Source organism: Mycobacterium sp. P2_H7 (assembly GCF_056403275.1).
Map to the genome: position 1 here is coordinate 1 of NZ_JBFUFU010000033.1, position 18,898 is coordinate 18,898.

General features: G+C 67.6%; 21 protein-coding genes and 1 pseudogene. 17 read left to right on the forward strand and 5 right to left on the reverse strand.

Annotated elements, in window-relative coordinates:
- From AC1DY7_RS30845 to glpK, 3 genes are all read left to right on the forward strand, one after another.
- A partial coding sequence (locus tag AC1DY7_RS30845) for an aldehyde dehydrogenase family protein (RefSeq protein ID WP_477497583.1) occupies nucleotides 1-151 on the forward strand: 151 nt, incomplete at its 5' end.
- 21 nt (nucleotides 152-172) lie between these two features.
- Nucleotides 173-613, forward strand: a complete 441-nt coding sequence (locus AC1DY7_RS30850; protein ID WP_477497565.1) for a DUF779 domain-containing protein — start codon at nucleotides 173-175, stop codon at nucleotides 611-613.
- Between the two features lie 50 nt (nucleotides 614-663).
- Nucleotides 664-2,181: a glycerol kinase GlpK gene (glpK, locus tag AC1DY7_RS30855; protein ID WP_477497566.1), complete on the forward strand. Its 1,518-nt coding sequence runs from the start codon at nucleotides 664-666 to the stop codon at nucleotides 2,179-2,181.
- 43 nt (nucleotides 2,182-2,224) lie between these two features.
- On the opposite strand, the gene AC1DY7_RS30860 is transcribed toward glpK, so the two are convergent.
- Nucleotides 2,225-2,623, reverse strand: a complete 399-nt coding sequence (locus AC1DY7_RS30860) for a GlcG/HbpS family heme-binding protein (RefSeq protein ID WP_477497567.1) — start codon at nucleotides 2,621-2,623, stop codon at nucleotides 2,225-2,227.
- A 279-nt stretch (nucleotides 2,624-2,902) separates the two neighbouring features.
- Here AC1DY7_RS30860 and AC1DY7_RS30865 point away from each other — a divergent pair, with 279 nt between their 5' ends.
- Nucleotides 2,903-3,616, forward strand: coding sequence for an MIP/aquaporin family protein (locus tag AC1DY7_RS30865; protein WP_477497568.1), 714 nt, complete (start codon nucleotides 2,903-2,905; stop codon nucleotides 3,614-3,616).
- On the opposite strand, the gene AC1DY7_RS30870 is transcribed toward AC1DY7_RS30865, so the two are convergent.
- The 4 genes from AC1DY7_RS30870 to AC1DY7_RS30885 all read right to left on the reverse strand — a co-directional run bounded on the left by AC1DY7_RS30870 (nucleotide 3,602) and on the right by AC1DY7_RS30885 (nucleotide 6,824).
- Nucleotides 3,602-4,141 (reverse strand): phosphoglycerate mutase family protein, encoded by a 540-nt coding sequence (locus AC1DY7_RS30870; RefSeq protein ID WP_477497569.1) that lies wholly within the window; start codon nucleotides 4,139-4,141, stop codon nucleotides 3,602-3,604. The two genes, AC1DY7_RS30865 and AC1DY7_RS30870, sit on opposite strands and share 15 nt — an antisense overlap.
- Nucleotides 4,142-4,146: 5 nt before the next feature.
- On the reverse strand, nucleotides 4,147-5,277 hold the full coding sequence (gene cobA / locus AC1DY7_RS30875; RefSeq protein WP_477497570.1) for a uroporphyrinogen-III C-methyltransferase: 1,131 nt from the start codon (nucleotides 5,275-5,277) through the stop codon (nucleotides 4,147-4,149).
- Nucleotides 5,270-5,872, reverse strand: coding sequence for a LuxR C-terminal-related transcriptional regulator (locus tag AC1DY7_RS30880; RefSeq protein ID WP_477497571.1), 603 nt, complete (start codon nucleotides 5,870-5,872; stop codon nucleotides 5,270-5,272). The genes cobA and AC1DY7_RS30880 overlap by 8 nt, the downstream gene beginning before the upstream one ends.
- Nucleotides 5,873-6,077: 205 nt before the next feature.
- A complete protein-coding gene (locus AC1DY7_RS30885) occupies nucleotides 6,078-6,824 on the reverse strand; it encodes a (2Fe-2S)-binding protein (RefSeq protein ID WP_477497572.1) in 747 nt (248 codons plus the stop codon).
- Nucleotides 6,825-7,097: 273 nt separating this feature from the next.
- On the opposite strand from AC1DY7_RS30885, the gene AC1DY7_RS30890 reads away from it, so the two are divergent.
- From AC1DY7_RS30890 to AC1DY7_RS30950, 13 genes and pseudogenes are all read left to right on the forward strand, one after another.
- The gene (locus tag AC1DY7_RS30890; protein ID WP_477497573.1) at nucleotides 7,098-7,526 is read left to right on the forward strand and encodes a diol dehydratase small subunit; all 429 of its coding nucleotides are present in this window, start codon (nucleotides 7,098-7,100) and stop codon (nucleotides 7,524-7,526) included.
- Between the two features lie 11 nt (nucleotides 7,527-7,537).
- A complete protein-coding gene (locus AC1DY7_RS30895; RefSeq protein ID WP_477497574.1) occupies nucleotides 7,538-9,256 on the forward strand; it encodes a propanediol/glycerol family dehydratase large subunit in 1,719 nt (572 codons plus the stop codon).
- Nucleotides 9,253-9,849: a propanediol/glycerol family dehydratase medium subunit gene (locus tag AC1DY7_RS30900; protein WP_477497575.1), complete on the forward strand. Its 597-nt coding sequence runs from the start codon at nucleotides 9,253-9,255 to the stop codon at nucleotides 9,847-9,849. Before AC1DY7_RS30895 ends, AC1DY7_RS30900 begins: the two co-directional genes overlap by 4 nt.
- A gap of 14 nt (nucleotides 9,850-9,863) precedes the next feature.
- Nucleotides 9,864-11,735 (forward strand): diol dehydratase reactivase subunit alpha, encoded by a 1,872-nt coding sequence (locus AC1DY7_RS30905; RefSeq protein ID WP_477497576.1) that lies wholly within the window; start codon nucleotides 9,864-9,866, stop codon nucleotides 11,733-11,735.
- Complete coding sequence (locus AC1DY7_RS30910; protein ID WP_477497577.1) at nucleotides 11,716-12,075, forward strand: glycerol dehydratase reactivase beta/small subunit family protein; 360 nt, start codon at nucleotides 11,716-11,718, stop codon at nucleotides 12,073-12,075. The genes AC1DY7_RS30905 and AC1DY7_RS30910 overlap by 20 nt, the downstream gene beginning before the upstream one ends.
- Complete coding sequence (locus AC1DY7_RS30915) at nucleotides 12,072-12,515, forward strand: hypothetical protein (RefSeq protein WP_477497578.1); 444 nt, start codon at nucleotides 12,072-12,074, stop codon at nucleotides 12,513-12,515. Before AC1DY7_RS30910 ends, AC1DY7_RS30915 begins: the two co-directional genes overlap by 4 nt.
- 31 nt (nucleotides 12,516-12,546) lie before the next feature.
- Nucleotides 12,547-14,418, forward strand: a complete 1,872-nt coding sequence (locus tag AC1DY7_RS30920) for a propionyl-CoA synthetase (RefSeq protein ID WP_477497579.1) — start codon at nucleotides 12,547-12,549, stop codon at nucleotides 14,416-14,418.
- 175 nt (nucleotides 14,419-14,593) lie between these two features.
- Nucleotides 14,594-15,037 carry a 50S ribosomal protein L13 gene (gene rplM, locus AC1DY7_RS30925; protein WP_477497580.1) on the forward strand — a complete coding sequence of 148 codons (444 nt, stop codon included), beginning with the start codon at nucleotides 14,594-14,596 and terminating at the stop codon, nucleotides 15,035-15,037.
- Between the two features lie 101 nt (nucleotides 15,038-15,138).
- Entirely contained in the window at nucleotides 15,139-15,582 is a 444-nt protein-coding gene (rpsI, locus tag AC1DY7_RS30930; RefSeq protein ID WP_477497584.1) for a 30S ribosomal protein S9, read from the forward strand.
- A 101-nt stretch (nucleotides 15,583-15,683) separates the two neighbouring features.
- Nucleotides 15,684-17,018: a phosphoglucosamine mutase gene (glmM, locus tag AC1DY7_RS30935; RefSeq protein ID WP_477497585.1), complete on the forward strand. Its 1,335-nt coding sequence runs from the start codon at nucleotides 15,684-15,686 to the stop codon at nucleotides 17,016-17,018.
- A 51-nt stretch (nucleotides 17,019-17,069) separates the two neighbouring features.
- On the forward strand, nucleotides 17,070-17,375 hold the full coding sequence (locus tag AC1DY7_RS30940; protein WP_477497581.1) for a type VII secretion target: 306 nt from the start codon (nucleotides 17,070-17,072) through the stop codon (nucleotides 17,373-17,375).
- A complete protein-coding gene (locus AC1DY7_RS30945; protein WP_477497582.1) occupies nucleotides 17,372-18,559 on the forward strand; it encodes a hypothetical protein in 1,188 nt (395 codons plus the stop codon). The genes AC1DY7_RS30940 and AC1DY7_RS30945 overlap by 4 nt, the downstream gene beginning before the upstream one ends.
- 233 nt (nucleotides 18,560-18,792) lie before the next feature.
- Nucleotides 18,793-18,898, forward strand: a pseudogene (locus tag AC1DY7_RS30950) (IS481 family transposase); the annotation flags it as partial.

Below are 18,898 nucleotides of genomic sequence, written 5' to 3' on the forward strand. Positions count from 1 at the left end.
TTGTTATCACCAGTATCCCGCGCATGCGGCGTTCGGTGGGTACAAGCAGTCCGGTATCGGTCGGGAAAACCACCATATGATGCTCGATCACTACCAGCAGACCAAAAACCTCCTCGTCTCCTACAGCGAAAACGCCGCAGGCTTCTTCTGACCCGTCTCGGGAGTTCGTTCCATGTCTCAATCCACCAGGGTGCTGATCACCCGACCCGCGGCCGACCTGGTGCTGCGGTTGCAGAAACGGCACGGCGCGTTGATGTTTCACCAATCCGGAGGTGGTTCCGACGGCTCGTCCCCGATGTGTCATCCGGTGGGCGAACTGTCGATCGGAGACAGCGACGTGCTGCTCGGCGTGCTCGACGTGGTCTCCGACCGCCAGCCTTTCGGCGTCCCGGTCTGGGTCTCGGGGCCGCAGTACGCGGTGTGGGAGCACAGTCAACTGGTGATCGACGTGGTCACCGGCCGCGGTGCCGGATTCAGCCTGGAAGCGCCGGAGGGTCTGCGCTTCCTGTCGCGCGCACGTGTCGTCCCCGAGCACAGTGCTACGCGGCTGCCGAAAGCTGTGCGAGGGTGCATTGTGACAGCCGGCGCCGCGAATGCCGAGGGACGACAGTAGCGGCACCACATGTGTTCGAGTTCAGTCCCCTTCGAAGCTGAGGAGCAGCGTTGCCCGATTTCGTCGCAGCCATAGATCAAGGCACCACAAGCACCCGCGCCATGATCTTCGATCATGCCGGCGCCGAGGTGGGCCGGCACCAACTCGAACACGAACAGATCCTGCCGCAGCCAGGCTGGGTGGAACACAACCCGGTGGAGATCTGGGAACGCACCGCCTCGGTACTCACCTCGGTGCTCAACAACACGAATCTCCAGACCAGTGACATTGCGGCACTGGGCATCACCAACCAGCGCGAGACATCGCTGGTGTGGAACAAGAACACCGGTAGGCCGTACTACAACGCGATCGTGTGGCAGGACACCCGCACCGACCGGATCGCCTCGGCTCTTGACCGCGACGGCCGCGGCGACGTCATCCGCCGCAAAGCGGGCCTGCCGCCGGCCACCTACTTCTCGGGCGGCAAGATCCAGTGGATCCTGGAAAATGTCGACGGCGTACGAGAAGCCGCCGAAAAGGGCGATGCCATTTTCGGTAACAGTGACAGCTGGGTGGTGTGGAACCTGACCGGCGGTCCGCGCGGCGGGGTGCACGTCACCGACGTCACCAACGCCAGCCGCACCATGCTGATGAACCTGGAAACCCTGGACTGGGACGATGAGTTGTTGTCGTTCTTCAACATCCCGCGCCAGATGCTGCCGCAGATCCGGCCGTCGTCGTCCCCCGATCCGTATGGGACGACGTTGGTGGCGGGTCCCATGGGAGGCGAAGTGCCGGTGACCGGCATTTTGGGTGACCAACAGGCCGCGATGGTCGGACAAGTCTGCCTGTCGGCCGGGGAGGCCAAGAACACTTATGGCACAGGCAATTTCCTGCTGCTGAACACCGGCGAGAAGATCGTGCGCTCGGAGAACGGGTTGCTCACGACGGTCTGTTATCAGTTCGGCGACGCGAAACCGGTTTACGCACTTGAAGGTTCGATCGCGGTGACAGGTTCGGCGGTGCAGTGGCTGCGCGATCAGCTGGGCATCATCAGCGGTGCGGCGCAGAGCGAGGCGTTGGCCCGCCAGGTCGACGACAACGGCGGCGTGTATTTCGTGCCGGCGTTCTCCGGATTGTTCGCGCCGTACTGGCGCTCCGACGCACGCGGTGCCATCGTCGGGCTGTCACGGTTCAACACGAACGCCCATGTGGCCCGGGCGACGCTGGAAGCGATCTGCTACCAGAGCCGCGACGTCGTCGACGCAATGGAAGCCGACTCGGGTGTGCACCTGGAGGTGCTCAAGGTCGACGGCGGAATCACCGCCAACGAACTGTGCATGCAGATCCAGGCTGACGTACTCGGCGTCGACGTGGTGAAACCTGTTGTGGCAGAGACCACGGCGCTGGGCGCAGCCTATGCTGCCGGCCTTGCGGTCGGGTTCTGGAGCGACCCGAACGATCTGCGGGCCAACTGGCAGGAGGACAAGCGCTGGTCGCCGTCCTGGTCGGAGGATCAGCGTTCGGAGGGCTACGCCGGCTGGCAGAAGGCCGTTCAGCGGACGTTGGACTGGGTGGACGTGTCCTGACCCGGTGACGGCCCCGGCGCACCCGCGCSGGGGCCGATCGGCTCTACAGTGCGGCGACCCCGGCCTCGGCCACGCTGACATCCTGCTCGACGCTTCCGGCGCTGACACCGACCGCGCCGACGACCACGCCGTCGACGGTCAGCGGAATCCCGCCGCCGAAGATGACCAAGCCGCCGCTGGTCTGTTCCAGGCCATAGAGTTCCGCGCCCGGCTGGACGATCGCGGTGAGCGCCCCCGTGGGCGCGTTCATCAGAATCGACGTGCGCGCCTTCCGGATCGAGATGTCGATACTGGCCTTGATCGCCCCGTCCATCCGGACGAATGCCACGAGATGACCGCCGTCGTCGACGACCGCGATGTTCATCGGCTGCCCGATCTCGCGGGCCTTCTCGATCGCGGCGTCGACCACTTTGGTGGCACTGGGCAGGCTGATGGCACTCATGGACTTGCCTTTCGAATCGGTTTTCCCACAATAATTTTCACGTTCACGGGGGTGTACTCACCCGTCATCGATCATAATGGCCGGAGCCGGTACCGACAGGTGTTTGGGCGCCTTCCCACCCCTGGTTGCCAGAACCTGACCAAAGACTGACCCATGGGTCAGTCGGTGCCCAACCGGTGGTGGGTAAGTGGGTAGTAAGCCACGGAAATCATCCTCGTAGCCGTCGTCAACACAAAGACTGTGCGACAGAACCTTTGACGGCCAAGAGAGGGTGAGTCAGTGTCGAATATCGACATCTTCGTCTGGGAGTTCCTGGGCACCGCGGTGCTGTGTCTGCTCGGGAACGGCTCGGTGGCCGCGGTGGTGCTGAAGAACTCGTTCTCCCATGGCGGTGGCGGCGACTGGTTGGTCATCGTGATCGGTTGGGGCTTCGCCGTCTTCGCGGGTGCGAGCATCGCGGCCCCCTCGGGCGCGCACATCAACCCGGCGGTCACCCTGGCGGTGGCCATCTCGGGTGGGGTGCCGTGGTCGTCGGTGCCGGTGTACTGGGCGGCGCAGCTGCTCGGCGGGTTCATCGGAGCCTGGTTGTGCTGGGCGGCGTTCAAGCTCCAGTTCGACAACATGGACGATAATTCCGGTACCCGTGGCATCTTCTGCACCTCTCCTGCGGTGCGGGCCATCCCGTGGAACATCGTCACCGAGGTCATCGCGACGTTCGTGCTGGTGTTCTGGATTCTGACCAACCCCGAGATCAACACGAACCTCGGCTACGCGGCGGTTTCGTTCGTCATCATCACCATCGGCTTCGGGCTCGGCGGCCCCACCGGTTACGCCATCAACCCGGCCCGCGACCTCGGCCCCCGACTGGCGTACGCGCTCATGCCGATCCGCGGCAAGGCCACTGCGGACTGGGGTTACGCCTGGGTGCCGGTGGTGGCACCGTTCGTCGGCGCAGCGCTGGCGGCCGGCCTGGCGTTGCTACTGCCGGCCTGACAGCGCCTGTGGGCGCGCCGCGAAGGCGACGCAGTGCGGCACGTCCGACCCGGTTTCCCAGTCTTGGGTGGCGCACAGCATGTCACGGAGAAGGTAGACGATATCGCCGTGAGTCACGACCGCGACCCGATCACCGGATATCGCGATCGCACTCAGCGCCGCCAGGACCCGTGGCGCGGGATCCTCCAGATGCCCCGGCTCAGCCCAACCGCGTTCCCGCCATCGCACGTCGACGGATACCGGCACCTCCAGAACCTGCGCCACGGCCCGCGCGGTCTGCGCCGCCCGCACCGCGTCGGAGGAGATGATGCGGTCGATACCGTTGTCCCGCAACGCGTCACCTGCCGCATACGCCTGGAGCGCACCGCGTTCGGTCAGGGGTGGATGCGCGATCTGGCGTTGCATCCGGCCCTCGGCGTTCCACGTCGACTCGCCGTGACGCAACACCCACAGCGCGGTTTCCGACGTTTTGGCGGGTTCACAGCCCTCCTGGCCACCGAAACGTCGAGATTCGCGGGCGTGCACGGCCGTCAGTTGCTGAGCTGCGCGGCGATCGGTCGCGCCGCCGCGCCCGCGACGAAACCCGCCACCGCGCCGATGACGGTCGTCGCCGGCGGTCGCACCCCCGCGGCCTGGGCGGCCTCGGCAATCGTCGCGAGGCCGGCCCGGATCTCGCGCTGGCCGGCGAGGGTGCCGTCGGCGATCACCGCCGCCGGGGTATCCGGGGACATCCCGGCCTCCATCAGCGCCCGGGTGATCGCGTCGAGATTGGCCACCGCCATCATCAGCACGATGGTCGTGTTCGCCCGGGCCAGCGCGGCGTAGTTCACCGTGCACTCCGGATGGTCGGGCGGCACATGCCCGGAGACCACGGTGAAACCCTGGGTCAGGCCACGATGGGTGACGGGGATCAGTGCCGCGGCAGGTGCGGCGATCGCGGAACTGACCCCCGGTATCACCTCCACGGTGATGCCGGCCCGCACGCATTCGTCGGCCTCTTCGCCGCCGCGGCCGAAGACGAATCCGTCGCCCCCCTTGAGACGGACCACGGTGCGCCCGGCCCGGGCATGGGTGATCAGCATGGCGTTGATGTCGCTCTGCTCGGTGCGGCGGCCGCCGGGGACCTTCGACGCATCGATGATCTGCGCTTGCGGCGCAATGTCGTTCAGTGCACCGACCGGTGCGAGCCGGTCGGCGATGATCACGTCGGCGCGCGCGAGCGCGGCCCGGCCGGCGACGGTGAGCAGCCCGGGATCACCGGGGCCGCCGCCGACGATGACGACACTGCCCTGCGAAACCGTTGTCGGGGAATCGATGTCACGATCCCGTCGGTCCGGTGCGATGCAGAACAGGCCTCGGGCGCGGGCCAGCCCGGCGATCGAGTGATCGGTTTCGGGATTGCCGGTATGGGCGAAGAGCAGTTCGGCCGCGGCGAGATCGGTGGGCTGGAAGTCGCGGGACCGCAACGTGATCAGGGCGCGGTCCGCGAGATCGGAAAGATAGGCCGCCGGTCGCGCCGACACCACGGTCACCACCGCGCCCGCCCCGACGAGTGCCCCGACGACGCTCAACGCGCGGCCGTCGGATCCGACGACAGTGACCGCGCGGTCACGCACGGGGAGGCCGACGGTGATATCGCCGGGAGTCACGCGTTCAGACAAGGTGGCGTCCCCGCAGGACCGTGGCCACCAGGGCGGCACGGCTGTGTACCCCGAACTTATCCATGATGTTGTGCAGATGGAATTTCACGGTCGCCTCCGAGATGAACAGGGTGGTGGCGATCGCGCGGTTGTCGAGCCCGTTGGTCAGCAGCCCGAGCACCTCGCCCTCACGCCGGGTGAGCATGCGTGAATAGCCCGGCTCAGCCTGGGCGCGCAGCTCACCGATCAGTGTCCCCGCGCTGCGTGGGTCGAGCGCGCCGTGGCCGTTGATCACTCGCAGGATGGTACTGAGCAGGTCGGCGGCCGGTGAACGCCGATCCACCACTCCGTCGACGCCGGCCCGGATCATCGGCAGGGCCGGCTCGCGGGGATCATCGCCGTCGATGACCGCCACCACTTTGGGCACCGGGTCGAGTTCGGCCAGCAGGGCGGGCAGGCCCGCGGCCGCTTCGGCACCCACGACCAACAGGTCGGGGCGTAGCACCCGCAGTCGCTCGGCGACTCCGGCCTCATGCCTGAGGTCGGCCACCAGGTCCAGTCCGCCGCCCTGGGCTATCACGTGCATCAGGCCGTGCCGGAGCAACTCGTCGTTCATCACGAAGACCGTGCGTGCCGCCACGGTCTCGAAAGGAGCTGGTGGACAATCAATTTCGGATGGTCGATCGATATCCGCACCGCTCGCGCCTTGCTGGGGTGATGCGTAGCGCACCTGTGTCCAGCCCATGGTCGAACTCCGTCCTGCCGCTGAGCGGCGAATGCTAATCCCGGCAGCGTTGCACCGGGGTTGCAAAGAGACGAAGTCAGTGCGCAGCGCCCGGTTGTGACGTGGCGGCCACCGCGAGCACGCAGTCGCCGCACAACCCTGAGCTCGGCGCCTGGTAGTACAGGCAGCAGCTGCGGCGGCGGAACTGGTCGGCGGTGAAGGCGCCGGTTCCCGACAGCGGCGCCGTGTCCAGCAAGGCCCGGACCAGGGCCCGGCCCGGCGCCCGCAGCTCGGGCCGCGACATCGCCAGCACCGTCACCGCACCGTTGGCCGCGGAGGCGAGATTGCCCAGCGTGACCTGCGAGGACAGCGACATCAACGCGTCCAGTCGAGCCCCGAGGCCGGTCAGCGCGGCCAGCACCGATGTCGCGATGACGTCGGCGGCCGCGCGGTCCGTCGTGACCCCGACCCAGACCGGGCCGGTGACGGCGAACTGTGGGGCGGGGCCCGCCGACGGTCGCCACCGCACCGAACGGTGATCGAGCACAGGCACCGCGCGGAAACACAGCACGGACCCGATGACGGGCGACAACAGTCGCGCGGCCACACCCAGTTGGAACGACGACGCCGCCACACGTACCGGGACCCGTTCCACCGCACACCCCGCCGACTCCGCCATCGCCGTACGCATGCGCGCTACCTGGCGGGTCACCGCCTGATCATTGAAAAGATCTGCAAGGCAAAGCCATTCGTCCCCATCCGCGACGCGCAGCGCGAAATACTCGCCCAGTCCGGCCAGTTCGGCCAGATACCTGGTCGTGTCGTCCGGTACGTGGGAGTTCATGGTCGTTGCACGGTAACGCGACGTGCGGGGCAATGCCCCCGGGAGGCGCGAGAACCGATCGCTGGGGGAGTGGGTGGCCTCACCGAACGGTGGGGGCGGGCCGCCGGATGGGCCGTGACCTGTACGAATGGGTGGCAGAGTCGCTGCAACCTCGGTGCAACGTGACATGAGCCACAATGGGCAGGTCGCGGCCAGTCCGTGTCACAAAAGAGGACCTAGCAAATCTGGACCGAGGTGACCCGTTCGTGGTCATCCCTCACCTGGGAGCAGTGCATGACGGAACCGACCCTGGACCCCGCGACCGACTATCCGCTCAGTGTCCATCGACGCGATCTGCTGTTCACCCCCAACGGCAGATCCATCGAAGACATCACGATCGACGCTGTCGTCGCCGGCACCATCGAGGCCACTGACCTGCGCATCACCCCGGACACCCTGCGTCTGCAGGCGCAGATCTCGGAGCGGGTCGGGCGGCCGCAGCTGGGCGCGAATCTGCGGCGCGCGGCCGAGATGACCGCCATCTCGGATGCCCGGGTGCTGGCCATCTACAACGCGCTGCGGCCGAACGCCTCCACCAAGTCAGAGCTCGAGTCGATCGCCGAAGAGCTGACCACGCAGTACGACGCGACCCACCTTGCCGAGCTGGTGCGCGAGGCGGCCGACGTGTACGAGCGCCGCGACCTGCTGGCCAAGAGCGAATAGGAGATTCACCGATGACCGCAGTAGTACCGGATCACACGGCAACGAAAACCAATGTGCGGCAGTCGCTGCGCACCCAGGCGCTGGAAGCGCGCCCGGTCAACCTGGACGGTTTCGTCGAGGAGTGGCCCGAGGTCGGCATGGTGGCGATGGACAGCCCCTTCGACCCGCAGCCCAGTGTGCGGGTGGAGAACGGTCTGATCGTCGAGATGGACGGCACCGAACGTGCCGACTTCGACTTCATCGACCAGTTCATCGCGGACAAGGCGATCGACGTCGGGACCACCGAACAGTCGATGGCCATCCCTGCAGCCGAGATCGCCGGCATGCTCGTCGATCCGGGCATCACCCGCGATGAGGTCATCGCCGTCACCAAGGGGCTCACCCCGGCCAAGCTTCTCGCGGTGGCCAAGAACCTCAACATCGTCGAGATCATGATGGGCATGCAGAAGATGCGCGCCCGTCGCACCCCGGCCAACCAGGCACACTGCACCAGTGCCAGGGACAACCCGTTGCAGGTCGCCTGCGAGGCGGCCGAAGCGACCCTGCGCGGATTCGCCGAAGTGGAAACGACTTTGGGCGTCGTCCGGTACGCGCCGTTGGTCGCCATGGCCCAGCAGATCGGCAGCCAGGCAGGCGCGGCCGGACCGCAGACCCAGTGCGCGCTGGAGGAGGCCACCGAACTGGAGCTCGGTATGCGCGGCATCACCGGGTACGCCGAGACCATCTCGGTGTACGGCACCGAACCGGTCTTCGTCGACGGTGACGACACCCCGTGGTCGAAAGCGTTCCTCGCCGCCGCCTACGCCTCCCGCGGCATCAAGATGCGGTTCACCTCCGGAACCGGATCCGAGGTGCAGATGGGCAACGCGCAGGGAAAGTCCATGCTGTACTTGGAGATCCGCTGCATCCTGGTGACCAAGGGTGCGGGGGTGCAGGGCCTGCAGAACGGCTCGATCTCCTGTATCGGCGTGCCGGGTGCGGTACCCGGCGGTATTCGCGCCGTCGCCGCCGAGAACCTGATCGCCTCGTCGGTGGACCTGGAATGCGCCTCGGGTAACGACCAGTCGTTCTCACACTCCCCGATGCGGCGCACCGCCCGCCTGATGCCGCAGATGATGCCCGGAACCGACTTCGTGTGTTCGGGCTACTCGGCGGTGCCCAACTACGACAACATGTTCGCCGGCTCGAACGTCGACAGCGACGATTTCGACGACTTCAACACCATTCAGCGTGACCTGCAGATCGACGGCGGTCTGCGGCACGTGAAGGAATCCGAGATCCTCGCGGCGCGCACCAAGGCGGCCAAGGCGCTGCAGGCGGTGTTCAAATATCTCGACCTGCCACCGATCACCGACAACGAGATCGACACGGCGGTGTACGCGAACGGAAGTCAGGATCTGATCCCGCGGGACGTGCTGGAGGACCTCAAGGGTGCGCAGCAGGTGATGGATCGCAACATCACGGGGCTGGACCTGGTGAAGGCACTGGAGGCGACCGGCTTCTCCGATATCGCCGAGAACGTGTTGGCCAGCCTGCGCCAGCGGGTGTCGGGTGATCTGCTGCAGACCTCGGCGATCCTCACCAAGGGCGCTCCGCTGTCGGCGATCAACGACGCCAACGACTACGCGGGTCCCGGCACGGGGTACCGGCCGTCGGGCGAACGGTGGGAAGAGATGAAGCGACTGCGCCACGTCACGAGCGCATCGAACCCGGAAGTAGAGGTGGAATGACTGTGTCGACCAACACCCCAGACCCCGCCCGGTCCCTGACCTTCACCGAGGTCGGCCCCGCCGGCCGGGGGACGCGGCCCGACGAGGTCGTCATCGCGATCTCCCCGGGATTCGGCGACCTGTTCAGCAAGACCATCGTCGACATCCCGCTGTCCGAGGTGATCCGCCAGGTGTTGGCCGGTATCGAGGAGCAGGAGGTGGGCGCGCGTGTGATCCGTGTTCGCAACACTTCCGACCTGGCCGCCATGTCGCACACCGCGGCCCGGTTGTCGGGATCGGGTATCGGCATCGGGATCCTGTCCCGCGGGACGTCGATGATCCACCAACGCGACCTGCCGCGGTTGTCCAGCCTCGAGCTGTTCCCGCAGTGCCCCCTGCTGACCTTGGAGACCTACCGGCAGATCGGCTCCAATGCCGCGCAGTACGCCAAAGGTGAGTCCCCGCAACCGGTGCCGACGCTCAACGACCAGATGGCCCGGCCGCGCTGGCAGGCCAAGGCGGCGCTGCTGCACCTGAAGGAAACCGAACTGGTCCGCAAGGACGCCAAGGCTGTCGAGGTCATGCCCGAGTTCTCGGCCGCTGCGGTGGGTTGATACGGGTTTCGGGCTTGGGGAGCAACAGCGCCGGACGCACGGTCGTCGGGGTGGACATCGGGAATTCCACCACCGAGGCCAGTCTGGCCACGATCGACGCCGACGGGACGCCCACGTTCATCGGCGTGGCGCTGACCCGGACCACGGGTATCAAGGGCACTGTCAAGAACGTCGAAGGTGTTGCCAAGGCGGTGGTCTGGTCGCTGCAGCACGCCGGCGTAGCCATCGCCGACCTCGAGGTGGTGCTGCTCAACGAGGCGACACCGGTGATCAGCGGGCTGGCGATGGAGACCATCACCGAGACGATCATCACCGAGTCGACGATGATCGGCCACGATCCCCGGACACCCGGTGGGCGCGGACTGGGCGTCGGCACCATCATCGATTTCGCCGACCTGGCCGAAAGCGCCCCCGGCGCACCGGTGATTGTCGTGGTGCCGGCCGAGGTCGACTTCGACGTGGCCGCCGCCACCATCAATGCGGCGGCGCACCGCGGGGTCGAGATCACCGGGGCCATCCTGCGCAACGACGATGCGGTGCTGGTGGCCAACCGGGTGGATACCAAGATTCCGATCATCGACGAGGTGTCGCGCATCGAGGCGGTTCCGCGCGGCATGATCGCCGCGGTCGAGGTGGCCGCCCCCGGCCAGTCCATCCGGACGCTGTCGAATGCCTATGGTCTGGCAACCATTTTCGGCCTCGACGCGGAACAGACCAAGGTGGTGTCGCCGGTTGCGCGGGCACTGACCGGTAACCGTTCGGCGGTGGTGGTGCGCACCCCGTCGGGCGATGTCGCGGACCGGACCATCCCGGCCGGCGCGCTGAGCCTGATCGGCGCGAAGAAGAGCACGACCATCGACGTATCCCGGGGCGCAGCGGAATTGATGGCGGAGGTCGAGCGGGTCAGCCCCCTCGTCGACGTCACCGGTGAGGCCGGCACCAACTCCGGCGGCATGATCGCCAACGTCCGGCAGAGCATGGCCGACCTGTCCAACCATGCGCTGGCCGACGTCCACATCGGCGACCTGCTGGCCATCGACACGCTGGTGCCCAAGGAGGTGCGCGGCGGCGTGGCGGGGGAGGTCGCCCTGGAGAACGCGGTCGCGCTGGCGGCGATGGTGCGCACCAAGGAAAGTGGGATGCAGGCCGTCGCCGACGAGGTGGCGGTCCGCCTTCGGGCCATGGGTGCGACGGCGGTGGACGTCGTGGTGGGCGGCGTGGAAGCCGAGATGGCGGTGCTGGGGGCGCTGACCACCCCCGGCACCGACAAGCCTCTGGTGGTGCTCGACCTCGGCGGCGGCTCCTCGGATGCCGCGGTGATCCAGGCCGACGGTCATACCGAGGCGACCCACCTGGCCGGGGCCGGGGACCTGGTGACCAAGCTGATCGACGCCGAACTGGGCCTGGAGAACCTGGAACTGGCCGAGGAGATCAAACGGTGCCCGCTGGGCAAGGCCGAAAGTTTCTTCCATGTCCGGTTGGAGAACGGCACCGTCCAATTCTTCGAGACAGCGCTACCGGCAACCGCCTTCGCGCGGGTGGTGACCCTCGGTGACACCGGGATGAGCCCGATCCCGACAAGACATTCCCTGGAGCGCATCCGCAGCGTGCGCCGCACCGCCAAGGAGCGGGTGTTCGTGGTGAACGCCCTACGGGCGCTGCGCGGTATCGCGCCGGACGGTGACCTGCGCCAGATCGGTTTCGTGGTGTTGCTCGGCGGATGTGCCCTCGATTTCGAGATCCCGCAGTTGATCGCCGATGCCGTCGCGCCTCACGGGATCGTCTGTGGGACCGGCAATGTCCGCGGCACCGAGGGCCCGCGGAATGCGGTGGCCTCCGGTCTGGTGGCGTCCTACGCTGCGTCAGGTGTCGGCGCCCATGCGTGAAGGTGGACAGCCGGTTCCCCCGGCGATTCTCGTGATCAGTTGTGGCACAGTACATGTCGAGCAAGAGGTACTCGCAGGCGTCGAGGAGGAAGGCGTACCGGCCATCCTCGAACGGCGGGTCGACGACGGTGATGCGCACTCCCTGGCCCGGGTGGCCGCCGTCGGCTCGTCGCTGGGGGTCGGGATCGGTATCGACGCTGCGGGCGCTGTGAGCGTGCAGCACGAGAAATTGGGCGGACCGATCGACGGCCTGTTCGGCGGATCCGGGTCGGCCCGCACCCTCGGCCACAACGCGGCCCGCATCGTCGTCGGTATCCCTCTGCGTCTGGTCGGTCCGTGACCACCGGCGAAGGCGGCCTGATCAAGGCCGAGGCCATCCGCGTGCTCGACGAACTCAACGACACCACCAAAGCCCAGCAGGCGTTCCTCAAGAGTTGCGGTGACGCCGCATGGATCGGCGACGAGGAACGGCGCGCCATCCGGTGGTTGCTGTCCGCGCTGGTCGAACATCGTCGTCGGCTGCGCACCGCCACGCGGCTGTGGCGGGCCATGGCGCACGACGAACCCGCGGGCCGTTCCCTGGTGGCGGTCACCGTGGAACTGCTCGACGAGAACACGTCCTTCGCTCCGTTTGTCGCCCAGTGGCGCGAAGCGGTGGTGGGACAGGTGTCGTTGGAGCGGAACATCTTCTGGCGCAGCATGATCGAGCTCGCCCAATCGAATCTCACCGATGCCCCGGGCGCCACCACGCTCTGCCTGGCCGGCCGTCGGCGCGCATAGGACCCGGAAACAAATGGAGGTGTGCCCCGTCATGGGCGATTACAGAGAGCTCTACCAGGCCAGCATCAAGGATCCGGCGGCGTTCTGGGCACAGGCCGCCGACGCGGTGGCGTGGACGCGCAAGCCCCAGACGGTGCTCGACGACGCCAACCCGCCGTTCTACCGGTGGTTCTCCGACGGGGAACTCAACACCTGCGTCAACGCACTGGATCGCCATGTCGCGGGCGGGCGCGCCGAGCAGGCGGCGCTGATCTATGACTCCCCGGTCTCGGGCAGCGCCCGCACCTTCAGCTACCGCGAGCTGCTCGACGAGGTGGCGCGCTTCGCCGGGGTGCTGAACGGCCTCGGCGTCACCAAAGGGGACCGCGTCGTCATCTACATGCCGATGATCCCCGAAGCGGTCATCGCGATGCTGGCCTGCGCCCGCATCGGAGCGGTGCACTCGGTGGTGTTCGGCGGGTTCGCCGCCCACGAGCTGGCCGCGCGCATCGACGACGCCCACCCCACCGTGATCGTGTCCGCGTCGTGCGGAATCGAACCGTCCCGCACCGTCGACTACAAGCCGATGCTGGATGCCGCGCTCGAGGCTTCGGCGCATCCGCCCGCGCACTGCGTCATCGTGCAGCGGGAGCAGTCACCGTGCGAACTGGTGGCCGGCCGCGATGTGGACTGGCATGAGGCGATGTTCACCGCCAAGCCGCACGACGCCGTCCCGGTGGCGGCCACCGACCCGCTGTATGTGCTCTACACGTCCGGCACCACCGGAAAACCCAAGGGCGTGGTGCGTGACAACGGCGGCCATGCGGTGGCCCTGACGTGGAGCATGCGCCACATCTACGACGTGGGGCCCGGAGAGGTGTTCTGGGCGGCCTCCGACGTCGGCTGGGTCGTCGGGCATTCCTACATCGTCTACGCGCCGCTGCTGGTCGGTGCCACCACCGTGCTCTACGAAGGCAAGCCGGTCGGTACCCCGGACCCCGGCGCGTTCTGGCGGGTGATCGCCGAGCACCGGGTGAAGGTGCTGTTCACCGCGCCGACGGCGATCCGTGCGATCCGTAAAGAGGATCCCGACGGCACGCACCTGGCGCGCCACGATCTGTCCTCACTGGCTCACCTGTTCCTGGCCGGCGAACGGCTGGACCCCGACACCTATCACTGGGCGGTGCAGAAGCTCGGCATTCCCGTGGTGGACCACTGGTGGCAGACCGAGACGGGCTGGGCGATCGCCGCCAACCCCGTCGGGGTGGAGCGCCTGCCGTTCAAGGCGGGATCGCCGACGGTGCCGATGCCCGGCTACGACGTGCAGATCCTCACCGCCGACGGGGTGCCGTGCGGGCCGGGGGAGGAGGGTGCCGTGTGTATTCGCACCCCGCTGCCGCCCGGCACCCTGCCCACCCTGTGGGGCGACGATGCCCGCTATGAGGCCTCCTACCTGTGCGAACACCCGGGCTACTACCTCACCGGCGACGGCGGCTACCTCGATGAGGACGGCTACCTGTTCGTCATGGGCCGCATTGATGACGTGATCAACGTTGCCGGGCACCGGTTCTCGACGGGCGCCATCGAGGCGGTGCTGGCCGCGCATCCCTCCGTCGCCGAATGCGCCGTGATCGGGGTGGCCGATGAGATCAAGGGCCAGGTGCCGCGAGGTCTGGTGGTGCTCAAAGCCGCCGCATCCGCCGACAACCTCGTCGAGGAACTGGTGGCGTCGGTGCGCAACGAGATCGGTGCGGTCGCCAGCTTCAAACTCGTCGATGTCGTCCCGGCACTGCCCAAGACACGGTCGGGCAAGATCCTGCGCAAGGCGATGCGCGGCATCGCCCACGGCAAGGACGAGCCGCTGCCCTCGACCATCGAGGATCCCGCCGTACTGCATGCGTTGCGGCCGATCCTGGCGCCCTGAGCCGCGGATCCGGCTCGGGCGTTTTGACCTGCGGTGACAGCTCCCGGTAAGCTGCTCCGTTGGTGTGCGCCGCCCCCGCAAGGGGAGGTGGTTCCCAGGTCAACGTCGGTCGCTGGGATTCCGACGGGCGCGCACCAGACCGGCAACATCAACCCGAGAAGAGAAGGTAAGCACTGTGCCTACTTACACGCCGAAGGCGGGTGACACTACCCATCAGTGGTATGTCATCGACGCCCAAGACGTGGTGCTCGGCCGGCTCGCCGTGGAAGCAGCCAAGCTGCTCCGTGGCAAGCACAAGCCGACATTCACGCCCAATGTCGATGGTGGCGACTTCGTCATCATCATCAACGCCGAGAAGATCGCCGTCAGCGGCGACAAGCTCACCAACAAGTTCGCTTACCGCCACTCGGGTTACCCCGGCGGCCTGCGTAAGCGCACCATCGGTGAACTGTTGGAGAAGCACCCGACCCGCGTCGTCGAGAATGCGATCGTCGGCATGCTCCCGCACAACAAGCTGAGCCGCCAGATTCAGAAGAAGCTGAAGGTGTACGCCGGCCCGGATCATCCGCATGCCGCGCAGCAGCCGATTCCGTTCGAGATCAAGCAGGTGGCCCAGTGACCGAGTCCGAAGTGACCGAAGTGACCGAGGTGGCCGAAGAGGTCATCGAGGAGTCCCCCGAGACCGCAGAGACCACCGAGGCTTACGAAGCCGCCGAGGAGGTGGCTTCCGACGAGGTGGCCGCCGATGAGGCCGCTCCGCGCGAGCCGGTCTACATGGAACGCCCCATCCAGACCGTCGGCCGACGCAAGGAAGCCGTCGTCCGCGTTCGCCTGGTGCCCGGCACCGGCAAGTTCCACCTGGACGGCCGCAGCCTCGAGGCCTACTTCCCGAACAAGGTGCACCAGCAGCTGATCAAGGCTCCGCTGGTCATCGTGGATCGGGTGGACAGCTTCGACGTCTACGCCCACCTCGATGGTGGTGGCCCGTCCGGTCAGGCCGGCGCGCTGCGTCTGGCCATCGCCCGGGCGCTCATCATCGTGCAGCCCGAGGACCGTCCGGCCCTGAAGAAGGCCGGCTTCCTCACCCGGGACCCGCGTGCCATCGAGCGCAAGAAGTACGGCCTCAAGAAGGCCCGTAAGGCGCCGCAGTACAGCAAGCGCTGATCGTTTCTGCTCGTGGGCGGGCGTGTCGCACTATGGACACGCCCGCCTTCGGCATTTCATGGAGAGTGTGCGGGGCCGCACCGGAGGAGGACCAGACGAAGATGCGCCGACTTTTCGGGACCGACGGTGTGCGTGGTGTCGCCAATCGTGAGCTGACGGCGGAACTGGCGATGGCGCTGGGGTCGGCGACGGCCCGGCTCGGCAATGTCACCGGCACCCGGCGCAGGGTCGCGGTCGTCGGACGGGATCCGCGGGCCAGCGGCGAGATGCTGGAAGCCGCCGTCATCGCGGGACTCACCGCTGAGGGCGTCGATGCGCTGCGGGTCGGCGTCCTGCCCACCCCTGCGGTGGCCTATCTGACCAACGCCTACGACGCCGACTTCGGTGTGATGATCTCGGCCTCACACAATGCGATGCCCGACAACGGCATCAAGATCTTCGGACCGGGCGGGCACAAGCTCGACGACGCCACCGAGGACCGCATCGAAGAACTGGTCAACGCCGGTCCGGGCAGCCGTCCGCTGGGTGCCGGGATCGGCCGGGTGATCGATGCCGGCGACGCGCTGGAGCGCTACCTGCGCCATGTGCACAAGGCCGTCACCACCCCGCTGGACGGGCTGACCGTGGTTGTCGACTGCGCCAACGGCGCGGCGTTCGATGCCGCGCCCCGCGCGTACCGCGCCGCGGGCGCCACCGTGATCGCCCTACATGCCGAGCCCAACGGCCTCAACATCAACGACCAGTGCGGGTCGACCCATATGCAGACGTTGCAGCAGGCGGTGCTCACCCATGGTGCCGATCTGGGGCTGGCCCATGACGGGGACGCCGATCGCTGCCTGGCCGTCGACGCCAACGGTCAGATCATCGACGGTGACGCGATCATGGTGCTGATGGCGCTGGCCATGCGCGACGCCGGCGAATTGGCCTCGAACACGCTGGTGACGACGGTCATGAGCAATCTGGGCCTGCACCTGGCGATGCGTGCGGCCGGCATCGAGGTGCGCACCACCGCGGTCGGTGACCGCTACGTGCTCGAAGAACTGCGCGATGGCGAGTTCTCCCTGGGCGGTGAGCAGTCCGGCCACATCGTGCTCCCGGCGTTCGGTACCACCGGCGACGGGATCGTCACCGGGCTGCGGCTGATGTCGCGGATGGCCCAGACGCGAACCTCGCTCGCCGAACTCACCGCCCCGATGCAGGTGCTTCCGCAGGTGCTGATCAACGTCGAGGTGGCCGACAAGACCACCGTGGCGCAGGCGCCCGCTGTCCAGTCCGCGGTGGCAGAGGCCGAGGCGGAACTCGGTAACACGGGACGAATCCTGTTGCGCCCCTCGGGAACCGAACAGGTGGTCCGGGTCATGGTGGAAGCCGCCGACGAGGACACCGCCCGTCAACTGGCGGTCCGGGTCGCCGAATCGGTGAGCGGACACCAATAGTCTTCAGCGCCGGAGGGAACCGAACGGGTGCCCGCCGCGTCCTTTCCATGCATGGGACACCTCACTGCCACGCACATCGACACCGGTGTGGTGTTGGCCGCCGCGCACCGCTATGACACCGCCGCCGACCTGCTCGACACCGCGCTGCGCTCGCACCTGGCCCGGCTGAACTTCGACGGGACACGGGCCGGCCGCTCCTACGCCGACTCCGGCGATGCCGTCCGCCAAGCGGTCGAGCGAACGTGCTCGAGGTTGGCCGACTGGTCGCGCACCGCGCGTGAGATCGCCACGTTGCTGCGGTCGTCCGCGCAGAACTACGCCGACGCCGACGGGCGCGCGGCCCGCCGCCTCGGATGACCGGCTACGACGTCGACGGTGCGCTCGCCAGGGGCGTGCCCGCCGTCGACGTGCTGTCCGACTACGTGGCGGCCTGCCGCGCACTGGGCCGCACCGGAACGGATCCGGCGCAGTTGCACGACGCCTACGCCGCCGAGGACGGCATGGACCTCGGGGCTCTGGACGCCGACTGTGCGGCCGTCGAAGCTGCGCTGGGCACCGTGCAGGAGGCCGCGCGGCTGCAGGAGGAAGCCAGGGCGCTGCTCGTCGGAGCGTGGCAGGGGCCGGGGGCGGACGTCGCGGCGGACGCCGTCGCGCAGCACGCGCGAGCATCAGGGTCGACGGAAGCTGCGCTGCACCGCGTGGCCGACACCCTCGCCGAATTGCGGGACACCTTATGGCAATTGGTGAGTGGCAAGGTCGCCGCGGTGCAGGACATCGAGGATCGGGCCGAACGCGAACAGTGGTGGCCGGCGGCGCGGGCTGTGGCGGGCGGCGTGGGTGCGCAGGACACCGCCAGCGAGATCGTCGACGGCAAGGTCAATCCGTTCGTGACGGTCGCGATCGGCTCGGACTGGGCGGACGTCATGGACTCGACGAAGCGGTCGGTACGGGACGCGTACGACACCGCCGCAGCCGGTATCTCGGCCGAACCGCCGGCCTTCGGGGCGCCCGCCATCGGCGGCGGTGCGGCTGCGCCGGATCCGTTCATGTCCGCCCCCGCCGCGGCACCGCCTGCGGATCCGTTCTCGGGCGCGCTGCCGGGTGGCGGGTTGGGTTCCGGGATGCCTTCGCTGGGAACGGGTTTGACGGGTGCGGGGACGCAACTCGCCGACCTGATCGGCGGTCTGCTGGACTCGGGACCTGGCACATCGGGCGACTCTCCGCTCGACCTGGGAGAGGATCCCGGCGAGGCCGAGAGGGACGAGGACAGCGACGACGATCCCGACGACGAGGACGACCCCGATGGCGCCGATGACGAGGACAAGCCGGAGCCAGAAGATGACGAGCCGCCCGCACACGTCGACGAGGTGGCGGAAGTTGTTGAGCCTGAGGCTGACCCGCCCGTCCCCATGCCCACGCCGGTGCCCGACCCGGTTGCTGCCGCGCCGACAGCTGAAGCGGTGCCACCTGAGCCTGTCGCTGCGCCGCCCCGCACGCCGTGCGAGATCGCGGCCGATGAGCTACCGCAGGCCGGCGGCTGACGGGCGCGGCCGAGGAAATTTTCGTCGAGCCGATCCGAAGCCTTCTGCGAGGACACATAATTGGCGATCACATCAATGTGGCTGAGCGCCGGTGCCGCTGGCCGCCCACATGTTCTGCGACGGCTAGGTGTACTGACCACGGACGTTAGGTACGGCGTGGCGTGGTGACATGAAGAAGACCTCCGAGTGAAGTGCGAGCTGTCTAGGAACGCTCCCCACCCTCGGAGGTCTTCGTGTCCCACCGTAACGCCCCATTGTCAGAAACCGGCCGTCTGCGCCTTGCTCGTTGCGTAGTCGAGGACGGATGGACGCTGCGACGAGCTGCAGAACGCTTTCAAG